20 protein-coding genes are annotated in these 20,338 nt (G+C 60.8%); 6 read left to right on the forward strand and 14 right to left on the reverse strand.

Annotated elements, in window-relative coordinates; translation table 11 throughout:
- Window positions 1-50 precede the first annotated feature (50 nt).
- Window positions 51-674, forward strand: a complete 624-nt coding sequence (locus NXC24_RS06345; RefSeq protein WP_104825040.1) for a TIGR00730 family Rossman fold protein — start codon at window positions 51-53, stop codon at window positions 672-674.
- An 83-nt stretch (window positions 675-757) separates the two neighbouring features.
- Complete coding sequence (locus NXC24_RS06350; protein ID WP_104822534.1) at window positions 758-1,108, forward strand: hypothetical protein; 351 nt, start codon at window positions 758-760, stop codon at window positions 1,106-1,108.
- 38 nt (window positions 1,109-1,146) lie between these two features.
- Here NXC24_RS06350 and rarD read toward each other — a convergent pair whose 3' ends face one another.
- The 11 genes from rarD to radA all read right to left on the reverse strand — a co-directional run bounded on the left by rarD (window position 1,147) and on the right by radA (window position 12,548).
- Window positions 1,147-2,058, reverse strand: coding sequence for an EamA family transporter RarD (gene rarD / locus NXC24_RS06355; protein ID WP_104822535.1), 912 nt, complete (start codon window positions 2,056-2,058; stop codon window positions 1,147-1,149).
- Between the two features lie 110 nt (window positions 2,059-2,168).
- Window positions 2,169-3,785 (reverse strand): citramalate synthase, encoded by a 1,617-nt coding sequence (gene cimA / locus NXC24_RS06360; protein ID WP_104822536.1) that lies wholly within the window; start codon window positions 3,783-3,785, stop codon window positions 2,169-2,171.
- Between the two features lie 79 nt (window positions 3,786-3,864).
- Complete coding sequence (gene pip, locus NXC24_RS06365; protein WP_104822537.1) at window positions 3,865-4,824, reverse strand: prolyl aminopeptidase; 960 nt, start codon at window positions 4,822-4,824, stop codon at window positions 3,865-3,867.
- Entirely contained in the window at window positions 4,821-5,297 is a 477-nt protein-coding gene (locus NXC24_RS06370) for a GFA family protein (RefSeq protein ID WP_104822538.1), read from the reverse strand. Before NXC24_RS06370 ends, pip begins: the two co-directional genes overlap by 4 nt.
- Window positions 5,290-5,781 carry a GFA family protein gene (locus NXC24_RS06375; protein ID WP_104822539.1) on the reverse strand — a complete coding sequence of 164 codons (492 nt, stop codon included), beginning with the start codon at window positions 5,779-5,781 and terminating at the stop codon, window positions 5,290-5,292. Before NXC24_RS06375 ends, NXC24_RS06370 begins: the two co-directional genes overlap by 8 nt.
- The gene (locus tag NXC24_RS06380; RefSeq protein WP_104822540.1) at window positions 5,778-6,257 is read right to left on the reverse strand and encodes a GFA family protein; all 480 of its coding nucleotides are present in this window, start codon (window positions 6,255-6,257) and stop codon (window positions 5,778-5,780) included. The genes NXC24_RS06375 and NXC24_RS06380 overlap by 4 nt, the downstream gene beginning before the upstream one ends.
- Window positions 6,254-7,645, reverse strand: coding sequence for a cysteine--tRNA ligase (gene cysS / locus NXC24_RS06385; RefSeq protein WP_104822541.1), 1,392 nt, complete (start codon window positions 7,643-7,645; stop codon window positions 6,254-6,256). Before cysS ends, NXC24_RS06380 begins: the two co-directional genes overlap by 4 nt.
- Before the next feature lie 348 nt (window positions 7,646-7,993).
- Window positions 7,994-8,734, reverse strand: a complete 741-nt coding sequence (locus NXC24_RS06390) for an SDR family NAD(P)-dependent oxidoreductase (protein ID WP_104822542.1) — start codon at window positions 8,732-8,734, stop codon at window positions 7,994-7,996.
- 51 nt (window positions 8,735-8,785) lie between these two features.
- Window positions 8,786-10,270 (reverse strand): amidophosphoribosyltransferase, encoded by a 1,485-nt coding sequence (purF, locus tag NXC24_RS06395; RefSeq protein ID WP_104822543.1) that lies wholly within the window; start codon window positions 10,268-10,270, stop codon window positions 8,786-8,788.
- A 165-nt stretch (window positions 10,271-10,435) separates the two neighbouring features.
- Window positions 10,436-11,050: a CvpA family protein gene (locus tag NXC24_RS06400; protein ID WP_104822544.1), complete on the reverse strand. Its 615-nt coding sequence runs from the start codon at window positions 11,048-11,050 to the stop codon at window positions 10,436-10,438.
- A gap of 94 nt (window positions 11,051-11,144) precedes the next feature.
- A complete protein-coding gene (gene radA, locus NXC24_RS06405; RefSeq protein WP_104822545.1) occupies window positions 11,145-12,548 on the reverse strand; it encodes a DNA repair protein RadA in 1,404 nt (467 codons plus the stop codon).
- A 154-nt stretch (window positions 12,549-12,702) separates the two neighbouring features.
- Between radA and NXC24_RS06410 the strand changes: the two genes are divergently transcribed.
- A complete protein-coding gene (locus NXC24_RS06410) occupies window positions 12,703-13,338 on the forward strand; it encodes a LysE family translocator (protein WP_104822546.1) in 636 nt (211 codons plus the stop codon).
- A 17-nt stretch (window positions 13,339-13,355) separates the two neighbouring features.
- On the opposite strand, the gene alr is transcribed toward NXC24_RS06410, so the two are convergent.
- Both alr and NXC24_RS06420 read right to left on the reverse strand, forming a co-directional pair.
- Window positions 13,356-14,519 (reverse strand): alanine racemase, encoded by a 1,164-nt coding sequence (alr, locus tag NXC24_RS06415; RefSeq protein ID WP_104822547.1) that lies wholly within the window; start codon window positions 14,517-14,519, stop codon window positions 13,356-13,358.
- Between the two features lie 107 nt (window positions 14,520-14,626).
- Window positions 14,627-16,123, reverse strand: a complete 1,497-nt coding sequence (locus NXC24_RS06420) for a replicative DNA helicase (RefSeq protein ID WP_104822548.1) — start codon at window positions 16,121-16,123, stop codon at window positions 14,627-14,629.
- A 344-nt stretch (window positions 16,124-16,467) separates the two neighbouring features.
- Here NXC24_RS06420 and NXC24_RS06425 point away from each other — a divergent pair, with 344 nt between their 5' ends.
- The 3 genes from NXC24_RS06425 to NXC24_RS06435 are packed head-to-tail and all read left to right on the forward strand — an operon-like array spanning window position 16,468 to window position 19,648.
- Window positions 16,468-16,911, forward strand: coding sequence for a MarR family transcriptional regulator (locus NXC24_RS06425; RefSeq protein WP_104822549.1), 444 nt, complete (start codon window positions 16,468-16,470; stop codon window positions 16,909-16,911).
- Window positions 16,912-16,919: 8 nt separating this feature from the next.
- A complete protein-coding gene (locus NXC24_RS06430; protein ID WP_104822550.1) occupies window positions 16,920-18,566 on the forward strand; it encodes an MFS transporter in 1,647 nt (548 codons plus the stop codon).
- A gap of 17 nt (window positions 18,567-18,583) precedes the next feature.
- Window positions 18,584-19,648 (forward strand): HlyD family secretion protein, encoded by a 1,065-nt coding sequence (locus tag NXC24_RS06435; protein ID WP_104822551.1) that lies wholly within the window; start codon window positions 18,584-18,586, stop codon window positions 19,646-19,648.
- 96 nt (window positions 19,649-19,744) lie between these two features.
- Here NXC24_RS06435 and rplI read toward each other — a convergent pair whose 3' ends face one another.
- Window positions 19,745-20,323 carry a 50S ribosomal protein L9 gene (rplI, locus tag NXC24_RS06440; RefSeq protein ID WP_104822552.1) on the reverse strand — a complete coding sequence of 193 codons (579 nt, stop codon included), beginning with the start codon at window positions 20,321-20,323 and terminating at the stop codon, window positions 19,745-19,747.
- Between the last annotated feature and the right edge of the window lie 15 nt (window positions 20,324-20,338).

Raw genomic sequence — 20,338 nt, forward strand, 5'->3', positions numbered from 1 at the left:
TTCTTTTGAAAATTCTTGACTGAGCACTTGCAGCATAGTTGTTTGCATTCATGACTGACGATTCTGTGCCAATTCGATCCATCTGCGTCTATTGCGGCTCCAGGCCGGGTCGCGATCCTTCCCACATGGCTGCGGGCCGCGAGCTGGGCAAGAGCATCGCCGAGAGCGGGTTGCGCCTAGTCTATGGCGGCGGCACGAAAGGCATCATGGGCGCTGTCGCGAGCGGCGTCCTGTCGCATGGGGGTCAGGTCACCGGCATCATTCCGGAGTTCCTCGTCGATATGGAAGCGACGCGCCATTCGCTCGGTCAATTGGACGAACTGATCATAACCCCGGACATGCATACGCGCAAACACACCATGTTCGAGCGCGCCGACGCTTTCGTAGCGCTGCCGGGCGGCATCGGTACGCTGGAGGAGATCGTCGAGATCATGACCTGGGGCCAGCTCGGCCGCCATGAAAAGCCGATGGTCTTCGCCAATATCAACGGTTTCTGGGACCCGATGATGGAGCTGATCCGCCATATGACGGAGGAGGGCTTCGTCCACACCGCTCATCGTGTGCAGCCGCTGGTCATCGACAAGGTCGCCGACATCATTCCCGCAATTCGCAAGCATGCGGCCGAGGCGCATGGCGACCGCGGTGGCGAAGAGGCCGTTATCTCGAAGCTGTAATTTTGGATCCACCTGACAGCTTGTCGGATTGTGGCAATAGGATATTGTGCGGCTCAGTCTTGATTGGACATGGGCGAGTAAATATGTGGTCGGTTTTCAAGGCATTATTGTCGGGTATTAAACCATTCAACGTGATGGCTGGCGATGTCATCTTTGCGACGGCATGGGAAAGCGGAACATCCCGATTTTCGTTTTTCGAATGGCGCGTCAAAGAATTACTCGACAAGTCCGATGTCCTAATAGGCGTCAAGATGCGCCCTGATAGCTACGCAGGTCCTGAAGGTGACGTCAAAAACTATATCAACTTCGATATTGAGACGGCCATCAGGATCCGCGACAGCTTGAACGAATGCATCGAATTCGCGCGGCAGTATCGCGAAATAGGCGGGAAAGCCTCTTACGCTCCGACTCCGAATGTTGGCGAAACTGCTTAATGCATGGTTGACGTGTGGCTCAGCAGCCACGCTGAGTCTCAGCGCCCCCGGCTCTGACGCAGCATAGACCAGCTATAAAGCGCCAGCCCCGCCCAAATCAGCGAGAAGGCGATCAATTGGGTCGTGCCGAAAGGCTCCTTGAACAGGAAGACGGCGATCAGGAAGACCATGGTCGGCACGATATACTGCATGATGCCTATGGTGGAGAGCTTCAGCAGTTTCGCTCCATTGGCAAAGATCATCAGCGGCAGGGCGGTCACAAACCCGCAACCGAGCAGAAGCGCCATATCCGTGACGCCCGTGCGATAAAGATGGCCTTCGCCGCGCGCCTCCAGATAGATGATGTAAAGCAGCGCGGGGATGCAGAGCAGCAACACCTCGATAAAGAAACCTTGATTCGGCCCGACCGGCAGCGTCTTGCGGAAAAAGGCGTAGAAGCCCCAGGAGAAGGTCAGCGACAACCCCACCCAGGGCAGGGTGCCGGCTTGGACAGTCAGGATGACGACCGCTGCGGCCGCCAGGCCGATCGCAACGATCTGTGCCGGCGCAAGCCTCTCCTTCAGCAGCAAGGCGCCAAGCGCGATGCTGAACAGCGGATTGACGAAATAGCCGAGGGCTGCATCGAGCGAATGTCCTGCGCCGATGGCCCAGACATAGGTGCCCCAGTTGATGGTAATCAACACCGCCGTCAGCGACGCCATGGCGAGCGTGCGCGGGTTCGTCAGCGCCGCCTTCACATCGCCCGTGCGGCCGAGCGCCAGAAGCACGGCGCCGGCGACCGGAACGGACCATAGGATGCGGTGGGCAATGACCTCTGTCGCCGGAATATGTGCCAAGGCCTTCATGTAGAGCGGCAGGACGCCCCAGATCAGATAGGCCGTCAGCACGAAACCGAACCCGCGTGGGCTTTCCTCGTTCTTGATATCAGGTGCGACCGTATCGGTAGCCATTGGTATTTCCCGCCGTAATATTTTCTTTTACGACGGGCTTACTCCAATGCGCCTTGTGGGGCCAATTCATTTCCTTGACGGCATCGTCAAGGTTTTTGATAGGCGGCGGATCACTCCGCCGCGATCTTGCCCGCCATGTGCCGGTTTTTCATCAGCTTGTAGATGACGGAATCCATCAGCGCCTGGAAAGAGGCGTCGATGATGTTTTCCGAAACCCCGACCGTCCACCAGCGCACGCCGCTGCTGTCGGTGGATTCGATCAGGACCCGGGTTATGGCCTCCGTGCCGCCGTTGAGGATGCGCACTTTGAAGTCAGCGAGCACCAGATCGTCGATCTCATGCTGGTATTTGCCGAAGTCCTTGCGCAGTGCCAGGTCGAGCGCGTTGACCGGGCCATCGCCTTCGGCAACCGACATGATAGTCTGGCCGTCGATGATCATCTTGACCACCGCTTCCGAGACGATCTTTACCCGGCCGTGAGAATCGAACCGGCGCTCGACCATCACGCGGAAACCGTCGATCGCAAAGAATTCCGGAATGGTGCCAAGGGTGCGGCGCGCCAGAAGCTCGAAGCTGGCATCGGCGCCCTCGTAAGCGTAACCGGACGCTTCGCGCTCCTTGACGATCTGGATCAGCCGATCGAGCTTCGGGTCGTCCTTGCCGACCTCGATGCCGCGCCGCTTCAGCGCGTTGATGAAGTTCGACTTGCCGCCCTGGTCTGATACCATGACCTTACGGAAATTGCCGACGCTTTCCGGCGGCACATGCTCGTAGGTGCGCGGGTCCTTCAGCAATGCAGACGCATGGATACCGGCCTTGGTCGCGAAGGCCGAGGCGCCGACATAGGGCGCCTGATGATCGGGCGAGCGATTCAGCAGCTCGTCGAAAGCATGCGACAGGCCGGTCAGGCCCAAGAGCCGTTCGCCGTCGATCGCCGTTTCGAAGCGCTCGCTATAGGCCCTTTTCAGCGCCAGCGTCGGGATCAGCGTGATTAGGTTGGCATTGCCGCAGCGTTCGCCGACGCCGTTCAACGTGCCCTGGATCTGCCGCACCCCGGCTTCGACGGCAGCGAGCGAATTGGCGACCGCCTGGCCCGTGTCGTTATGGGCATGGATGCCAAGACAGTCGCCGGGGACGCCCTCGGCGATCACGGCTTCAACGATGGCGCGGACTTCCGGCGGCTGCGTGCCGCCATTGGTGTCGCATAGCACGACCCAACGCGCGCCGGCTTCATAGGCCGTCTTGGCGCAGGCGAGCGCATAGGTCGGATTGGCCTTGTAGCCGTCGAAGAAATGCTCGCAGTCAACAAGCGCTTCTTTGCCGGCTCCGATGGCCGCTTTGACGCTTTCGGCGATGCATTCGAGATTTTCCTCATTGGTGCAGCCGAGAGCGACCTTGACGTGATAGTCCCAGCTCTTGGCGACGAAACAGATAGCATCGGACTTTGCCTGCAGGAGGCTGGCAAGACCGGGATCGTTGGAGGCGGAAACGCCGGCGCGCTTGGTCATGCCGAAGGCGACGAAGGAGGCAGTCTGCGTCCGCTTTTCATTGAAGAAGGCGGTGTCGGTCGGATTGGCGCCGGGATAGCCACCCTCGACATAATCGAGGCCGAATTCGTCCAGCATGTTGGCGATGGAAATCTTGTCCTCGACCGAAAAGTCGATGCCGGGCGTCTGCTGCCCGTCGCGCAAGGTCGTGTCGAAGAGATAGATTTTTTCGCGTGTCATTCGGTTTCCTCCGGCGAACCGGTTTCCTCTTATCTAGTCGCTTCCTCTCCCGCCTCGGCCTAGCGAAGCGGGGAAGGGTTCAAATTTTCCCTGCGAACTTATCCGTCGCGCGGATGAGCTGATCGAGAATGCCCGGTTCGGAAAAAGCGTGGCCGGCCCCTTCGATCAGATGGAATTCCGCCTTTGGCCATGCCTTGTGCAAAGCCCAGGCGTATTTCGCCGGGCAGGGCATGTCGTAGCGGCCGTGGACGATGACCCCGGGAATGTCCTTCAGTCTGTGGGCATCGCGCAGGAGCTGGCCTTCCTCCATCCAGCCGGCATTGACGAAGAAGTGGTTTTCGATGCGCGCGAAGGCATGCGCATATTCGGCTTCCTCGAACTTTCCGCTGGTCGAAGGATCCGGCAACAGGGTAATCGTCTCACCCTCCCAGATCGCCCAGGCCTTGGCGGCCTTCAGGCGCATGGCCTTGTCCTCGTGGGTCAGCCGGCGGTGATAGGCAAGCATCATCTCGTGACGCTCTTCCAGTGGGATCGGCGCGATGAAGCGCTCCCACTTGTCCGGGAACATTTCCGAGACGCCGAATTGATAATACCAGTCAAGCTCGGCCCTGGTCAGCGTGTAGATGCCGCGCACGACCAGTTCGGAAACCCGTTCGGGATGCTTTTCCGCATAGGCAAGCGCCAGCGTCGAGCCCCAGGAGCCGCCGAATACCAGCCACTTGTCCACACCGGCCATTTCGCGCAAGCGCTCGATATCGGCGACCAGATGCCAGGTCGTATTGGCGTTCAGCCCCGCGTGCGGCGTCGACTTGCCGCAGCCGCGCTGATCGAACAGCGTGACGTCATAAAGCGCCGGATCGAATTGGCGGCGATGCGTCGGCGAGATGCCGCCGCCCGGGCCGCCATGCAGGAAAACGGCAGGCTTGGCCCCAGGCGTGCCGACGCGCTCCCAATAGACGACATGGCCGTCACCGACATCGAGATGGCCGGAGGCGTAGGGCTCGATTTCCGGATAAAGCGTACGCGGTATTTCCGTCATATTTTCAATCCCTCGGCGGGCCAGACGTCGGTATCGTGATCAGGGTGCTGGAAGGAGATGATCTGCTCCTGCCGTGCGTAAAAATCCGGATCCTGATGGACCGGCTGCTCAAATATGGTGTCGACCCAGGGCAGGCGCGAGGCGTAGTTCACCTGGATCTGCGGCGCCAAATCGTCGCGCTCGTCGAAGGCGCCGATGGCGATCTCCAGCCCGCCGGGATGGCGGTAGGTCAGCGGCGTGCCGCAATTCTTGCAGAAGCCGCGGTCGATGTTGACGGAAGACTGGAAATAGGTGGGCTCGCCCCGCGTCCATTCGAGGCCATCATCCGGCGCCGTGACCAGGGCGGAGAAGAAGTTGCCGAACTGCTTCTGACACATGCGGCAATGGCAGATCGAGGGGCGGCCGAGCTCACCGTGGATGCGAAACCGCACGGCACCGCATTGGCATCCTCCGCTTCTGATGGTTTCAGTCATGGCTCTTCTCCTGTGGCCAGGTTTGGGTATCGTGATCGGGGTGCTGGTGGTTGGATGACCGGATCGCCAGATCACGATCCGAACCATCGCCATCCGGTTCCACTGGCAGCGCATCGAGCGCATGGAACCATGGCATTTTTCCCGCAAGATTCGATTGGGCGACCGGCTGCACCGCCATCGGCTCGTCGAGGGAACCGAGCGTTAGATTGATGAAATCCGTACCCGGAATGTCGTAGAACAACGGCGTACCGCAGGCGCTGCAAAAGCCGCGGCGTACGAGATCGGACGAATGAAACCACGAGGGCTCGCCGCGCGTCAGCTCGAAATCGGAGCGTTGGGCGCTGCCGAGCGGCAGAGCGTAATTGCCCGAAGCCTTTTGGCACATGCGGCAATGGCAGAGATGGGGATAGCCGATCGCGCCGGCCGCGCGATACCGGACCGCGCCGCACTGGCAACCGCCGCTATATCTCATCGCCATCGTCATTTGCCTGTTTCCGGTGGCCATGTTGCCGTGTCGTGGTCCGGATGCTGGTAAGACACGATCTCCAACACGAAGGGTGCCTGCTCCGCATCCTCTTCCGTCCGATGCCCCGGCAGCAGATGCAGCCTGTCGACGAAGTCTATCTTGCCTTCCACGCCGAACTGCACCACCGGCGGCAATAGCGACGGATCATCGAATGCGCCAGCCGCGACCGCCACGCCATCGGGCGCCTCATAGGTCAACGGCGTACCGCAATCACCGCAAAAGCCACGCTCGACGAAATTCGACGACCGGAACTTTTTGCGCTCCCCCCGCGTCCAGACGAGCTCGGCGCCGCGGGCAGAGACGAGCGGCGCATAATAGGCACCAAAGGCTTTCTGGCACATACGGCAATGACAGATCGACGCATCCTTGAGCTCGCCTCGTATACGGAAGCGAACCGCGCCGCATTGACAGCCGCCGGTGAAGGTTTCAGTCATCTCTTCACCTCCCAGGTCGTCTTACGCTCACCAGTCGCTGGGTCCTTGCCGTCCTTCAACTGAATGCCTTCAGCCAAAAGCACCTCGCGGATCTTGTCAGCTTCGGCAAAGTTCTTCGCCTTTAGCAATTCCAGCCGCTCCCGCACGCGCCTGTTGATTTCCGCAACAACGGCGTCGTCCATCTCCACCTTCTCGGGCAACAGGCCGAGAAGTGCCGCGCTTGCGGCGAAGGTGGGCAGGACGCTCGCATCGGCATTGGCGGCTTGCGCCAGAGCATGCAGCGCCTGGATGGCGGCAACGGTGTTGAGGTCGTCGGCCAGGGCCGCCACGATGGCAGCATCCGGCGCGGCATCGCCGACATCCGCCGCCGGCCATTTCGCCAGAAGCCGTTCAGCCTCTTCCAGCCGCTTCACGGAAAAGTCGATCGGCTCGCGGTAGTGTGTCATCAGCATGGCAAGCCGAAGCACCGCGCCTGGCCATACCCGCCCGCCGAGTTTTTCGGTGTGCAGCAGTTCGTAGATGGTGACGAAATTGCCCTCGGATTTCGACATCTTGCGGCCTTCGACCTGCAGGAAGCCGTTATGCATCCAGACATTTGCCATCACCTCGGTACCATGGGCGCAACGCGATTGGGCGATCTCGTTTTCATGGTGCGGGAAGATCAGGTCCAGTCCGCCGCCATGAATGTCAAAGACGTCGCCGAGATAGCGCCCGCTCATGGCGGAGCATTCGATATGCCAGCCAGGACGGCCGCGGCCCCAGGGGCTTTCCCAGCCGGGCTCGCTCTCGTCCGAGAGCTTCCAGAGCACGAAGTCACCCGGGCTTTTCTTATGCGCGTCGACAGCAACGCGAGCGCCGGCCTGCTGCTCCTCGAGATTGCGTTTTGAGAGCTGGCCGTAATCCGCCATGGATTTGGTGTCGAACAGCACTTCTCCAGCCGCCTGATAGGCATGGCCTTTGGCGATCAGCTTCTCGATGATCTCGATCATCTGCGCGATGTTTTCCGTCGCCCGCGGTTGCATCGTCGGCTCAAGGCAGCCGAGCGCAATTGCGTCCTGGCGGTACTGCGTCTCGGTCTTTTCGGTGACCAGGCGGATCGCGTCGTTCAGCGGCAGTCCAGGATGGTCACGCAGTGCCCGCGCGTTGATCTTGTCGTCGACGTCGGTGATGTTGCGCGCATAGGTGACATGATTTTCGCCATAGACCTCCCGCAACAGTCGGAAGAGCACGTCGAAGACGATCGCAGGCCGGGCATTGCCGATATGGGCGAAGTCATAAACCGTCGGGCCGCAGACATACAGGCGGACGTTCTCGCGGTCGATCGGCTGGAAGTCGACCTTTTCGCGCGTCAGCGTGTTGTAAAATTTAAGGTGCGGCTCGGTGCCCATTTCACTCTCCCAAAGGCATAAATCCGAAAAATATCGTCACCGGCAGGCCGGACGTTTATCATCTTGAATTTTGGGAGACGAAAACGGCCAGGCCAGCGAAACGCTAGCGAATAATCTTCCGGCAGATAATGCAGATAACCGTTTTCATGGGCGGCTTTATCGCGCGAGTAGGGGATTTGGTCAAGGGGGGATGTCGCCTTCTCCGCGTGGGCAGAAGGTGGCTCGAAGGGGCGGATGAGGAGGGCGCGAGGAGCAAAGAAAAGCGGCAAGCGAAAGGTTCCCGGCGGTGTATCACGCCTTCAACCCGCGCTGCGCGCGACCTTCTCCCCCGGCGGGCCGAAGATCGTATTATTCCGGCATCCGGTAGTCGACGAGCTTGTTTTCGCGCACGACAAAGAGTTTGCCGGTTTCGGTGACATCCGGACCCGCGAGCGGCAGGATGGCTTGCGCGACGTCGCGCGGATGCGGCAGCGTGTCCGGATCTTCGCCGGGCATTGCCTGGGCGCGCATCGCGGTGCGGGTGGCGCCGGGATCGACGCTGGTGATCCGTAGCGCCGTGCTTTGGGTTTCTCCGGCCCAGGTACGGGCAAGTGCCTCGACAGCCGCCTTGGATGCCGAGTAGGGACCCCAGAAGGGCCGGCAGCGATGGGCTGCGGCCGATGAGAGGATGATGGCGCGGCCCGCGTCGGCGCGCATCAGCAGCGGTTCGACCGAGCGGATCAGCCGCCAGGTCGCGGTGACGTTGATGGTCATCACCTTTTCGAACACCTTCGCCTCGACGTGGCCGATCGGCGAGATGACGCCGAGTACGCCGGCATTGGCGACGAGGATATCGAGCTTGCCCCAGCGCTCGAAGATGGAGCCGCCGAGCGCATCGATCGCGTTCATGTCGGCAAGATCGAAGGGCACCAGCGTTGCCGAACCGCCGGCAGCCTTGATGGCGTCGTCCAGCTCCTCAAGTCCGCCGACCGTGCGGGCGCAGGCGATCACATGCGCGCCGGCCTTGGCCAGCTCCAGCGCGGTGAAATAACCAATACCGCGTGACGCGCCGGTCACCAGGGCGATTTTGTCCTTGAGGTCTATGCTCATGCTGTCTTGGTCCGAATGCGCTGGAGAAGGAGAGCGGTGAAAAGCCCCGTGTCAGCCGTTGCTGGCGAGCACGGAAAGCTTGCGCACATTGCTGGTGCTTTCCTTGTCGAGCAGGCGTGTCGGATAATCGCCGGTGAAATAGTGGTCGGTGAACTGCGGCTGCGCATTGTCGCGCGGCGCGCCGCCGACGGCGCGGTAGAGACCGTCGATCGACAGGAATTCCAGCGAATCGGCACCGATGAAATCGCACATCGCCTTCAGGCTGCCGTACTGGTTAGCGAGCAGCTTGTCGGCGTCCGGCGTGTCGATGCCGTAGAAATCCGGATGGTAGATCATCGGGCTGGCGACGCGGATATGCACTTCGCGAGCGCCGGCATCGCGGATCATCTGCACGATCTTGACCGATGTTGTGCCGCGCACGATGGAGTCATCCACCAGCACGACGCGCTTGCCTTCGATGATGGCCCGATTGGCGGAGTGCTTCAGCTTGACGCCGAAGGCACGAATCTGCTGCGTCGGCTCGATGAAGGTGCGGCCAACATAGTGGTTGCGGATGATGCCGAGTTCGAAGGGAATGCCACTTGCCTGTGCATAGCCGATCGCCGCCGGCGTGCCGCCATCCGGCACCGGCACGACGACATCGGCCTCGATGGGCGCTTCCTTGGCAAGATTGATGCCCATATTCTTGCGGGCGACGTAAACGTTGCGGCCGCCAACCACGGAATCGGGACGGGCGAAATAGACATATTCGAACAGGCAGAGGCGTTCAGGCTGGGAAACGTCGGGCTTGCGGGCATCGATGGTGATCGATCCGTCCGACTGGATCTCGCAGATGATGACTTCGCCATTTTCCACGTCGCGAACGTATTTGGCGCCGATAATATCGAGCGCGCAGGTTTCGGAGCAGAAGATCGGCTTGCCGTCGAGTTCGCCCATCACCAGCGGCCGGATGCCGATCGGGTCGCGCGCCGCAATCAGCTTGGTGCGCGTCATGGCGAGCATCGAATAGCCGCCTTCCATCTGGCGGATCGCGTCGATGAAGCGATCGGAGGAGGAGGGATGCTTGGAGCGGGCGATGAGATGGAGAACGACTTCCGTGTCGGACGTCGACTGACAGATGGCGCCGTCGGCGATCAACTGACGGCGCATCGTCAGGCCGTTGGTGAAATTGCCGTTGTGAGCGATGGCGATGCCGCCGACTTCCAGTTCGGCAAACAGCGGCTGCACGTTGCGCAGGATCGTCTCGCCCGTCGTCGAATAACGCACATGTCCGATCGAACGGTCGCCGGGCAGGCGGGCGAGGGTGGCGGGATCGGTATAATGGTCGCCGACAAGGCCCATGCGCCGCTCGGAATGAAAGCGCTGGCCATCGAAGGAGACGATACCGGCCGCTTCCTGGCCGCGATGCTGCAAGGCATGCAGGCCGAGCGCCGTCAGCGTCGCGGCGTCGGGATGGCCGAGAATGCCGAATACACCGCACTCCTCATGCAGGGTGTCGCCGTCGATATCATCCTCGATGGAAAGGGAATGGTTCATGGCTGCAGGCCTTTGCTCTCAACATGGGACGGGTCAGGGCGGCGTCGCGACTGAATGCAAAAATAACTGAAAATCCGGCCGGAAAGAATATCCGGCCGGATTTTCGGATTTCGTGCCGCTCACATGGCGATTATCGCTCTGCGGGTCAAGCCTGTAAACGCACTGTTAATTGTTCGTCTGCGGCGCAGGCGCGTCATCGGAGGGCGCGGTATCGTTCGTTGAGCCATCCTGCGGCTGCGATTGTTGCTGCTGCTGGTTCGGCGCGATCTTGTTGATGATCTCGGCGGGAAGCATCGCCTGAATGTTTTCCGGAAGCGCCGATTTGAGCTTTTCGACCATCGAATCGAGGAAAGGCTTCGACTTGGCGTTGTTGACCCAATCCGGACGTGCGGCCGGCGCAACCAACCAGTTCCAGAAGGCCACGACGACGACCATCAGCAGCAGGCCGCGGGCGGCGCCGAAGAGAAAGCCGAGCGTACGATCCAGCGCGCCGATGCGGCTGTCGATGATGAAGTCGGCGATCCTGATGGTGATGAAGGAAATGATGATCAGTGCGATCAGGAAGATGACGGCAGCAGACGCAACGGTCGCGATGCGGGTGTCCGCCGTATAGTGCAGCGCATAGGGCACCAGCAGCGAATAGAGATAATAGGCGGCGACGGCCGAGCCGCCCCAACTGACGATCGAGAGAATTTCGCGGGAAAAGCCGCGGACCATGGCCAGAACGGCGGAGAACAAAATAACGCCGATAACAATACCGTCAAAAATCGTAATGGGCATGTATAATCCACTCCAAGACTTGCCATGCCAAGCATGGCTGCCATCGGCCTCAAATATGTGCCTCTCTCCCCGTCAAGAACGGTTTAAGGAAGGCTCAGTCTTCGTCTTCTGCACGCTTGAGCGCGCCCCTCGATCCGGCTATGCGCACCACCAGATCCGGCAGGCTTTCGATCTCGTTCCAGCGCCCGCCATTGCCTTTCGGCAGGTCGGAGGAGGCGGTGGGGAGAAGCGCTGCAGAAAATCCCAGCTTCTCGGCTTCCTTGAGGCGCTGAGCGGTGTGCGCAACCGGCCGGACGGCGCCCGACAGGCTGACTTCGCCGAAATAGACGCAATCTGCCGGAAGGGCAAGACCAGCCAGGGATGAAACCAGTGCAGAGGCGACCGCAAGGTCCGCAGCCGGCTCGGAAATGCGATAACCGCCGGCAATATTGAGATAAACGTCGTGCTGACCGAGCCGAACACCGCAATGCGCTTCCAGAACCGCGAGAATCATCGACAGCCTCGCCGAATCCCAGCCGACCACAGCGCGACGCGGCGTGCCGAGCGATGTCGGGGCAACGAGCGCCTGCACTTCGACCAGCACAGGCCGGGTGCCTTCCATGCCGGCAAAGACGGCCGCGCCCGGCGATTTGGAATTGCGCTCGCCGAGGAAGAGTTCGGACGGATTGGCCACTTCCCGCAGGCCCTTGTCGGACATTTCGAAGACGCCGATCTCGTCGGTCGGGCCAAAGCGATTCTTCACCGTGCGCAGGATGCGGTAGTGATGGCCGCGATCTCCCTCGAAATAGAGAACGGCGTCGACCATATGTTCGACGACGCGCGGGCCGGCGATCTGGCCGTCCTTGGTGACGTGGCCGACCAGCACCATTGCCGCGCCCGTCTGCTTGGCGAAGCGGATCATCGCCTGCACGCCGGTGCGCACCTGCGTCACCGTCCCGGGCGCCGATTCGGCAAGCTCGCTCCATAGCGTCTGGATGGAATCGATGATGACGAGGTCCGGCCGCTTGCCTTCGGCGAGCGTTGCGAGGATGTCCTCGACATTGGTTTCGGCGGCGAGCATCACATCCGTATTGGCAGCGCTCAGCCGCTGGGCGCGAAGCCGAACCTGCGCCACCGCCTCTTCGCCGGAGACGTAGACGATCTTGTGGCCTCTTCGGGAAAGGGCAGCGGCCGCCTGCATCAAGAGCGTCGACTTGCCGATGCCGGGATCGCCGCCGACGAGCACTGCCGAGCCGCGCACGAAACCGCCGCCGGTCGCCCGATCGAGTTCGGAGATGCCGGTGTGAATGCGCGGTGCTTCCTCGATCTCGCCCGACAGCGCCGTCAGCGTTACTGGACGCCCCTTCTTCGGCACCTTGGCGGGACCACCGCCGATGCCGCCCATCGGGTCTTCCTCGACGATGGTGTTCCATTCGCCACAACCATCGCATTTGCCTGCCCAGCGGTTATGGACCGTGCCGCAGTTCTGGCAGATGAATTGTGTACGGGCTTTTGCCATCAGATGCTGTTCTCAATGTCCTGTGCTTCGCAGTGCGAAGCGAATCGCGGCTGGCTGTCAGATAATGTCTTTCGCGTCAGATCAAAACTAATGATTTCCGCATCAACGGCGATTGTGTCAGCCTTTATGCTGGGTTTTCGATCGATGGTGACGGATGTTCGATTATACGCTTGCACATTGGGTCGCGTTTCTTTCGGCCGCCGTTCTGCTCAATCTGTCGCCGGGACCGGATATTGCCTTCATTCTCGGTCACACGATCAGAAGCGGCATACGCTCCGGCTTTGCCGCGCTGTTCGGCATATGGAGCGGCGCCTGCGTCCATGTTCTGATGGCCGCAGCCGGGCTATCGGCGATATTGGCGGCCTCGGCCATCGCGTTTTCGGCGGTAAAATGGGCCGGCGCGGCCTATCTCATCTGGCTTGGGATACAGGCGCTGCGCTCGAAGGGCGAAGGCGCCTGGATCAAGGAGGCCGGAAGGGCAGTGCCCTGGAGCCGCATCTATCGGCAAGGCATCCTAGTGTCGCTGCTCAATCCGAAGGTGGCCATCTTCTTTCTCGCTTTCCTGCCGCAGTTCGTCGTTGAAGGGGCAGGCCCGGTCTGGGCGCAGCTCTTGCTCCACGGCAGCCTCATCATAGTAGTCGCCGCCTTCATCGAACCGCCCCTCATTCTTCTTGGAGGTCGTCTTGCCGAGGCACTACGGCGCAATCGAAACGCGGGCCTGTGGCTGGACCGGGGGCTTGGAACATTGTTTGTAGCGCTGGGGGTCCGCTTGGCGGTCAGCGCGCGTTAGGCGGTGGTGATGCGCTCCTACTCGTCGGCCTCGTCAAAGATGTAGCGCCGCTCATGTCGCAATCCCAGGCCGGTCAGCATCTCGTAGCTGATCGTCCCGGCCGCGCGGGCAGCGTCGTCAACGGGGATATTCTTGCCGAAGAGCTCGATATAGTCACCGGCGCGGACCAGTTTTTCGGGGACGTCGGTCACGTCGAAGATTGTCAGATCCATGGTGATGCGACCGGCAACAGGCACCTTGTAGCTGGCGATGAAGCCCTGGCCGCCGGCAATTCCGGTCTGGCGCAGCGGCACGCCGTTGTTCGACTGGCTGCGCATGTAACCATCTGCATAGCCGGCCGAAACAATGGCGAGGCGGCTGTCGCGCGTCAGCTTCAACGCCCCGCCGTAGCTGACGGTCTCGCCGGCTTTGGCGGAGCGGGTCTGGATGATTCTCGCCTCTGCTGTGGCGACCGGTCGCATCGGATTGGCCATATTGCCGACCGCCTGGCCGCCATAGATGGCAATGCCGGGACGGGTAAGGTCGAAATGATATTCGGAGCCGAGGAAGATACCGGCGGAATTGGCGAGGCTCGCCTCGATGCCTTCGAAGGCGGCGCTGACCTTGCGGAACGCTTCGAGCTGCTGCCTGTTCATCGCGTGTGCCGGGTCGTCGCCGCAGGCGAGGTGGCTCATCACCAGAACAGGCGCAAAACTCGCCGGGCGAGAGACGTCGTTGGCGAGCGCGATCGCATCCTCTACCTGCAGTCCCAGCCGGTTGAAGCCGGTATCGACCTGCAGCGCGCAAGGGTGATCGCCATGGTCGGCCAGCACCGACATCCAGAAGGTCAATTGCTCTTCGGAAGCAATGACGGGCACTAGATCGTTTTCGAAAAACTGCCGCTCTGTCCCCGGCCAGATACCGCTGAGCACGAAAATCCGGGCATCCGGGGCGTAGAGCCGGAGTGTGGCGCCTTCCTCGGCGGTGGCGACGAAGAAATCACGGGCGCCGGCGAGATAAAGTGCCTCGCCGACATCTTCGATCCCCAGACCATAAGCGTCGGCCTTCACCGCGGCACCGGTGCGGGCCCTGCCGGAACGGCGGGCCATGTCACGCCAGTTCTCGACGAGGGCGCCCAAATCGACCGTCAGCCGAAGGCCGGCGGAGGCGAAAGCGTCAATGTCTTCGAAATTATCTGTCATGGAGCCGCCTAAAAAAGGGACGGAGGGATGCTGCTCCGGCCAGAATAGTGATCATCGATGGAAAGAGAAAGTGCTGCAGTGCACATATGCGCCGCAGGCAGCCTTCATCAGTGCTCTTCATATTGCAGGAAGGACGAGTCCGCGAGGTCGGCGAAGCGCGTGAACTCCGACTGGAAGGCGAGTTTCACAGTGCCGGTCGGCCCGTGACGCTGCTTGGCGATGATGACGTCGGCCGTACCTTTCACCTTGTCGAACAGGGCTTCCCATTCCGCATATTTCGGGTCGGCCGGATCGCGCGGTTCGGAGTTCTTGACGTAATATTCCTCACGGAACACGAAGAGCACCACGTCGGCGTCCTGCTCGATCGAACCGGATTCGCGCAGGTCCGAGAGCTGCGGACGCTTATCGTCACGGCTTTCGACGGCACGCGAGAGCTGGGAGAGCGCGATGATCGGAACGTTCAGCTCCTTGCCGAGCGCCTTCAGGCCGGTGGTGATCTGGGTGATTTCCTGGACGCGGTTCTCATTCGATTTGCCGGAGCCGGTCATGAGCTGAACGTAGTCCACCACCAGAACGTCGAGGCCGCGCTGGCGCTTCAGGCGCCGTGCACGCGCGGAAAGCTGAGCAATGGAGATGCCGCCGGTCTGGTCGATATAGAGCGGCACCTTCTGCATCATCATCGAGCAGGCAACCAGCTTTTCGAAATCGGCATCGTTGATGTCGCCGCGACGGATCTTCGATGAGGAGACTTCCGTCTGCTCGGAAATGATACGGGTGGCGAGCTGTTCGGACGACATTTCCAGCGAATAGAAGCCAACGACGCCGCCGTTCTTCGCCTTGGTGGAGCCATCGGGCTGTACCTCGCCTTCATAGGCGGCGGCAATGTTATAGGCGATATTGGTGGCGAGCGAGGTCTTGCCCATGCCGGGACGGCCGGCGAGGATGATCAAGTCCGAACGCTGCAGGCCGCCCATCTTGCTGTCGAGCGAGTGAATGCCGGTGGAAATGCCGGATAGACCCCCGTCGCGCTCCTTGGCGACGGCCGCCATGTCGATCGCCAGCGCAACGGCATCGTTGAAGGCCTGGAAGCCGCCGTCGTAGCGGCCGTTTTCCGCAAGTTCGAACAGCCGGCGCTCCGTATCCTCGATCTGCGTCTGCGGTGGCATATCGAGCGGGGCGTCAAAGGCGATGTTGACCATATCCTCGCCGATAGTGATCAGCGCGCGGCGCAGCGCCAGATCGTAGATGGCGCGGCCATAGTCCTCGGCATTGATGATCGAGACGGCTTCGGTCGCGAGACGGGCGAGATATTGCGCCACCGTCATGTCGCCGACCTTCTCTTCGGCCGGAAGGAAGGTCTTGATCGTCACCGGATTGGCGGTCTTGCCCATGCGAATGATGTCGCCCGCCACCTCGAAGATCTTCCGGTGCAGCGGCTCGTAGAGATGAATGGGTTTCAGGAAGTCGGAGACACGGTAATAGGCGTCATTGTTGACGAGGATAGCGCCGAGCAGGGCCTGTTCCGCCTCGATATTGTTGGGCGCTTCGCGGTAATGCGGTTCGGCAGGAGCAATGGCAGCGATCTTGCGCGCGGCTTCGTTCATTTTCCGTCTCTTCGTATTCTTGAGTGCTGACTGGTTTGCGACGATCCGGCGTCATGGTCAATTGCGGAAGGGCAAGGGTGTGTCGCAGGAAACTGGTTCGACTGAGCTATTCACGTTGTTCCACTCATCCACAGGGACAAACGCTCCGCATTAAAAAAACCCGTTGTCGCCGCTTTGCAACGCAATGTCCGACACGCGAATCACATACAAAAACGTCCATGGGTGATTTTAGCCCGATCTGTCCCGGCTGACATCCGGCAGGCGGCAATCGTGCTTGAAAAGCTGTGAGAACCCCGCTATTTCGTTGAAATAGGGTAGGATACTAATAGTATAAAGTAGCAATAATGTCTGGTGCGCCATCACGCCGAGAACTATTCGACGAGCTTTCTGCTTTCAATCGAAAGCTGAGGGCGGCGTTCGACAGCCTGGTGCGCGAGCACGGGATGACATTGGCCCGCGCCCGGGTTTTCCATAAGCTTTCCAAGCGCGATGGCATCAATCAGCGCGAACTCGCCGATGAGCTGGAGCTTGAGACTCCAACCTTGGTGCGTATCCTCGACGCCATGGAGGCGCAGAGCTTCATCGAGCGCCGTGCGGTGCAGTCGGACCGCCGCGCCAAGCAGATATTCATGACCGAATCCGGAAAAGTGGTGGCGGCCGAAGTTGAGGCTCTTGCCACCAGCGTACGTGCGGATATCCTTCAGGGGATTTCGGACGATGATGTCGGCATGGCCCTCAAGGTCATCCGCGCCATGACCGCCAATCTGCAGAATGTGGGTAAGTCATGAGGTAGTGTATGAGCGGTGACCCAGGCCCGATCAATGCGGAAGCCAACACCGCCGCGCCTGCTGCCCCACCGCCCGTGCCGCGCTGGAAGGTGCCGCTTTATATCGGCGCTTCCGTCATGTTCTTCCTGACGCAGGGCCTCGGTCTCAATCTCGCCTTCGCCAATCTCACGCAGATCCAGGGCACCATCGCCGCCACGACCACCGAATCCGCGTGGCTGTCGGCGGCCTATATGGCGCCGAATGTCAGCCTTGCCATCGCGTTGGTGAAGATCCGTCTGCAATACGGCGTGCGCAATTTCGCCGAGGTCAGCATTCTCGGCTTCGTCGTCGCCTCGCTGCTCAATCTCTTCGTCTCCGACCTGCATTCGGCCATTGTCGTCCGCTTCCTGAGCGGCATTGCCGGCGCGCCGCTCTCGACGCTCGGCTTTCTCTATATGCTGGAGGCTTTCGAACCGGCCAAGAAGCTGACGATCGGCGTCAGCCTGGCGATGACGAATACGCTTCTGGCAGCACCCATCACTCGTCTCGTCTCGCCGTCGCTCCTCGATTACGGCGAATGGCGCGGGCTCTACACGCTGGAAATGGCACTGGCGCTGCTGGTGATGCCGATCATCTATCTGCTGCCGCTGACGCCGCCGCCGCGGATGAAAGTGATCGTCTTTGGGGACATCATCAGTTATCTGCTGGTTGCGGTCGCCTTTGGCTCACTGGCCATCGTTCTTTCCGTCGGGCGGCTTTATTGGTGGCTGGAAGTGCCTTGGCTCGGCGTGTTGCTGGCCGTCAGCATCGCCACATTGACGCTCGCCATCGTCATCGAATTGCGTCGGCCAACGCCTCTGATCGATGTCCGCTGGCTACTCTGTCCGGAGATATTGCACCTGACCGGCATTCTCCTGGTCTTCCGCATGATCGCCGCCGAACAGACCTCGGTCATCATGACCTTCTATCAGAATGCCGTCGGCCTGCTCTACGATCAGCTTGCGATGCTCTATTGGATCATCTTGGCTTTTTCGGTCATCGGCGGCCTCATCTGCACGGTACTGATGAGCTATGGCCTGAGTTGGCAGATCCAGTTTGTCGCCCTCGTCATGATGGGGGCGGGTTCCTTCATGGATTCGCAGGTCACCACGCTGACCCGGCCGGAACAGATGTATCTCAGCCAGGCGCTGGTGGCGGCCGGCGCCGCTCTTTTCCTGCCGCCGTCCATGTCCCAGGGGTTCAAGGCCGCCTTTTCCAAGGGCGCCCCCTATCTGGTGACCTTCTTCGTCGTCTTCACCTTCACCCAAAGCATCGGCGGCCTGATCGGCTCTGCCTTCTACGGCACGCTGATCACCATCCGTGAAAAATTCCATTCCGCCGTCCTGACGGAACATGTGCTGCTGACCAACCCCGATGTTGCTCACCGTGTCGGCCAGCTCTCTTCATCTTACGGCAGGGTGATTGGCGACAGCGCGCTTTTGAAGGGCGAGGGGTTGGCGCTACTTGGCGCACAGGTCACCCGCGAGGCCAATACGCTCGCCTATAGCGATGCCTTCTTCGTTGCCGGTGTCATCGCGGTCGTGTCGCTTGCTGGACTTTCGCTGCATGTATTCTACCGTTTCATCAAGGCGCGGCTCGTCGACGATCGGCCGCAGACCATGGCTTCCAACCCGTGAGGATATGAAATAGCTCCATGTCGAAGCTCGTTCGCTCCCCCATCGAAGTTATCGCCGTCCTCTCAGGTGTCGGCGGTGTCATGCTCGTGCTTTATGCCTGGCACCTGCCGCCTTTCCAAAGTTCCGTCGAGACGACGGACGATGCCTATGTCAGAGGCTATGTCACGACCATCAGCCCGCAGGTCAGCGGCTACATTACCGACGTGCCGGTCAGGGACTATAAGCTCGTTAAGCAAGGCGACGTGCTGACCAAGATCGACGATCGCATCTATCAGCAGAAGGTGGCGCAGGCGCGGGCGACGCTGGACGGTCAAAAGGCAGCACTTGCCAATTCGCGACAGCAGGAACAGGCGGCCCGTGCCGGCATCGCCTCTAGCGAAGCGCAGATCGACAGCGCCAACGCTGCGCTGAAGCGCGCCCAGCTTGCCTGGGATCGTGTGGCGACCCTGGTCGCCAAGGGCGTGTCGACCACCAGCGATTCCGAGCAGGCGCAGGCGACGTTGGAACAGGCAAAGGCTGCGGTCAATCAGGCGAAGGCCGGCCTCGACGTATCGCAGCAAAACCTGACGACGATCATCGTCAACCGGGCCTCGCTGGAGGCCGGCGTCAGCGGCGCGGAAGCGGCCGTGCAGCTTGCCGATATCGATCTGGAAAATGCAACGATCACCGCGCCGCGCGATGGCCGTATCGGCGAAGTCGGGGTCCGCCTTGGCCAATATGTGACGCCCGGAACCCAGCTCATGGGTCTGGTGCCCAAGGACGTCTGGGTCATCGCCAATTTCAAGGAAACGCAGCTCGACGGCATGAAGGTCGGCCAGCCCGTGACGATCTCCGTCGACGCGCTCGGTCACCGCGAGCTCAAGGGTCATATCCAGCGCTTCTCGCCGGCGGCGGGCTCGGAATTCGCCGTTATCAGACCCGACAATGCCACGGGCAATTTCACCAAAGTGGCGCAGCGCGTCGGCGTACGGGTCAAGATCGACGAAAATCAGCAGGAAGCGCAAGATCTTGCGCCCGGCATGTCGGTGGTCGTCTCCGTCGACAAGGATTCGGCACCGTTGCAGGATACTGCGGCGAATTGAGACGGCAGATGCGTCGCTAAGCCTTGTGGTCAAATAAAAAGCCTGGGTCGCGAGACCCAGGCTTTCTCATGTTCGCAGTCGATGCGACGGCTTGAATCAAGCTTCGTCTTCGGCGTTGCCGTCAGCTTCCGGATCGAAGAAGTCTTCCGGACGCAGGGCATCTTCGTCGACGCCGTAGATGGCATCAGCGGAGGTGAGGGTTTCGCCCTTGGCCTGACGCTCGGCTTCTTCAGCGGAACGGGCAACGTTGAACTCGACGGTGATTTCGACTTCGGCGTGAAGCGCGATGGCAACATTGTGCAGACCGATAGCCTTGATCGGCGTGTTCAGGTGAACCTGGTTGCGACCGATGTTGAAGCCTTCGGCGGCCAGGATTTCAACGACGTCACGAGCGGCGACCGAACCGTACAGCTGGCCGGTTTCGCCAGCCGAGCGAACTACGATGAAGGACTTGCCGCCGAGAACGTCGGCAACCTTCTGGGCTTCGCTGCGGCGCTCCAAGTTGCGGGCTTCCAGGGTTGCGCGTTCGGCTTCGAAGCGAGCCTTATTGGCGGGGTTGGCGCGCAGCGCCTTGCCGAGCGGCAGCAGGTAGTTACGGGCAAAGCCGTCGCGAACCTTGACCACTTCGCCCATCTGGCCGAGCTTGGAGATGCGCTCGAGGAGAATGACTTCCATTTTGTTGTTCCTTTC

Origin of the sequence: Rhizobium sp. NXC24 (assembly GCF_002944315.1) — a bacterium.
In the GTDB taxonomy this organism is placed as follows: Bacteria; Pseudomonadota; Alphaproteobacteria; order Rhizobiales; family Rhizobiaceae; genus Rhizobium.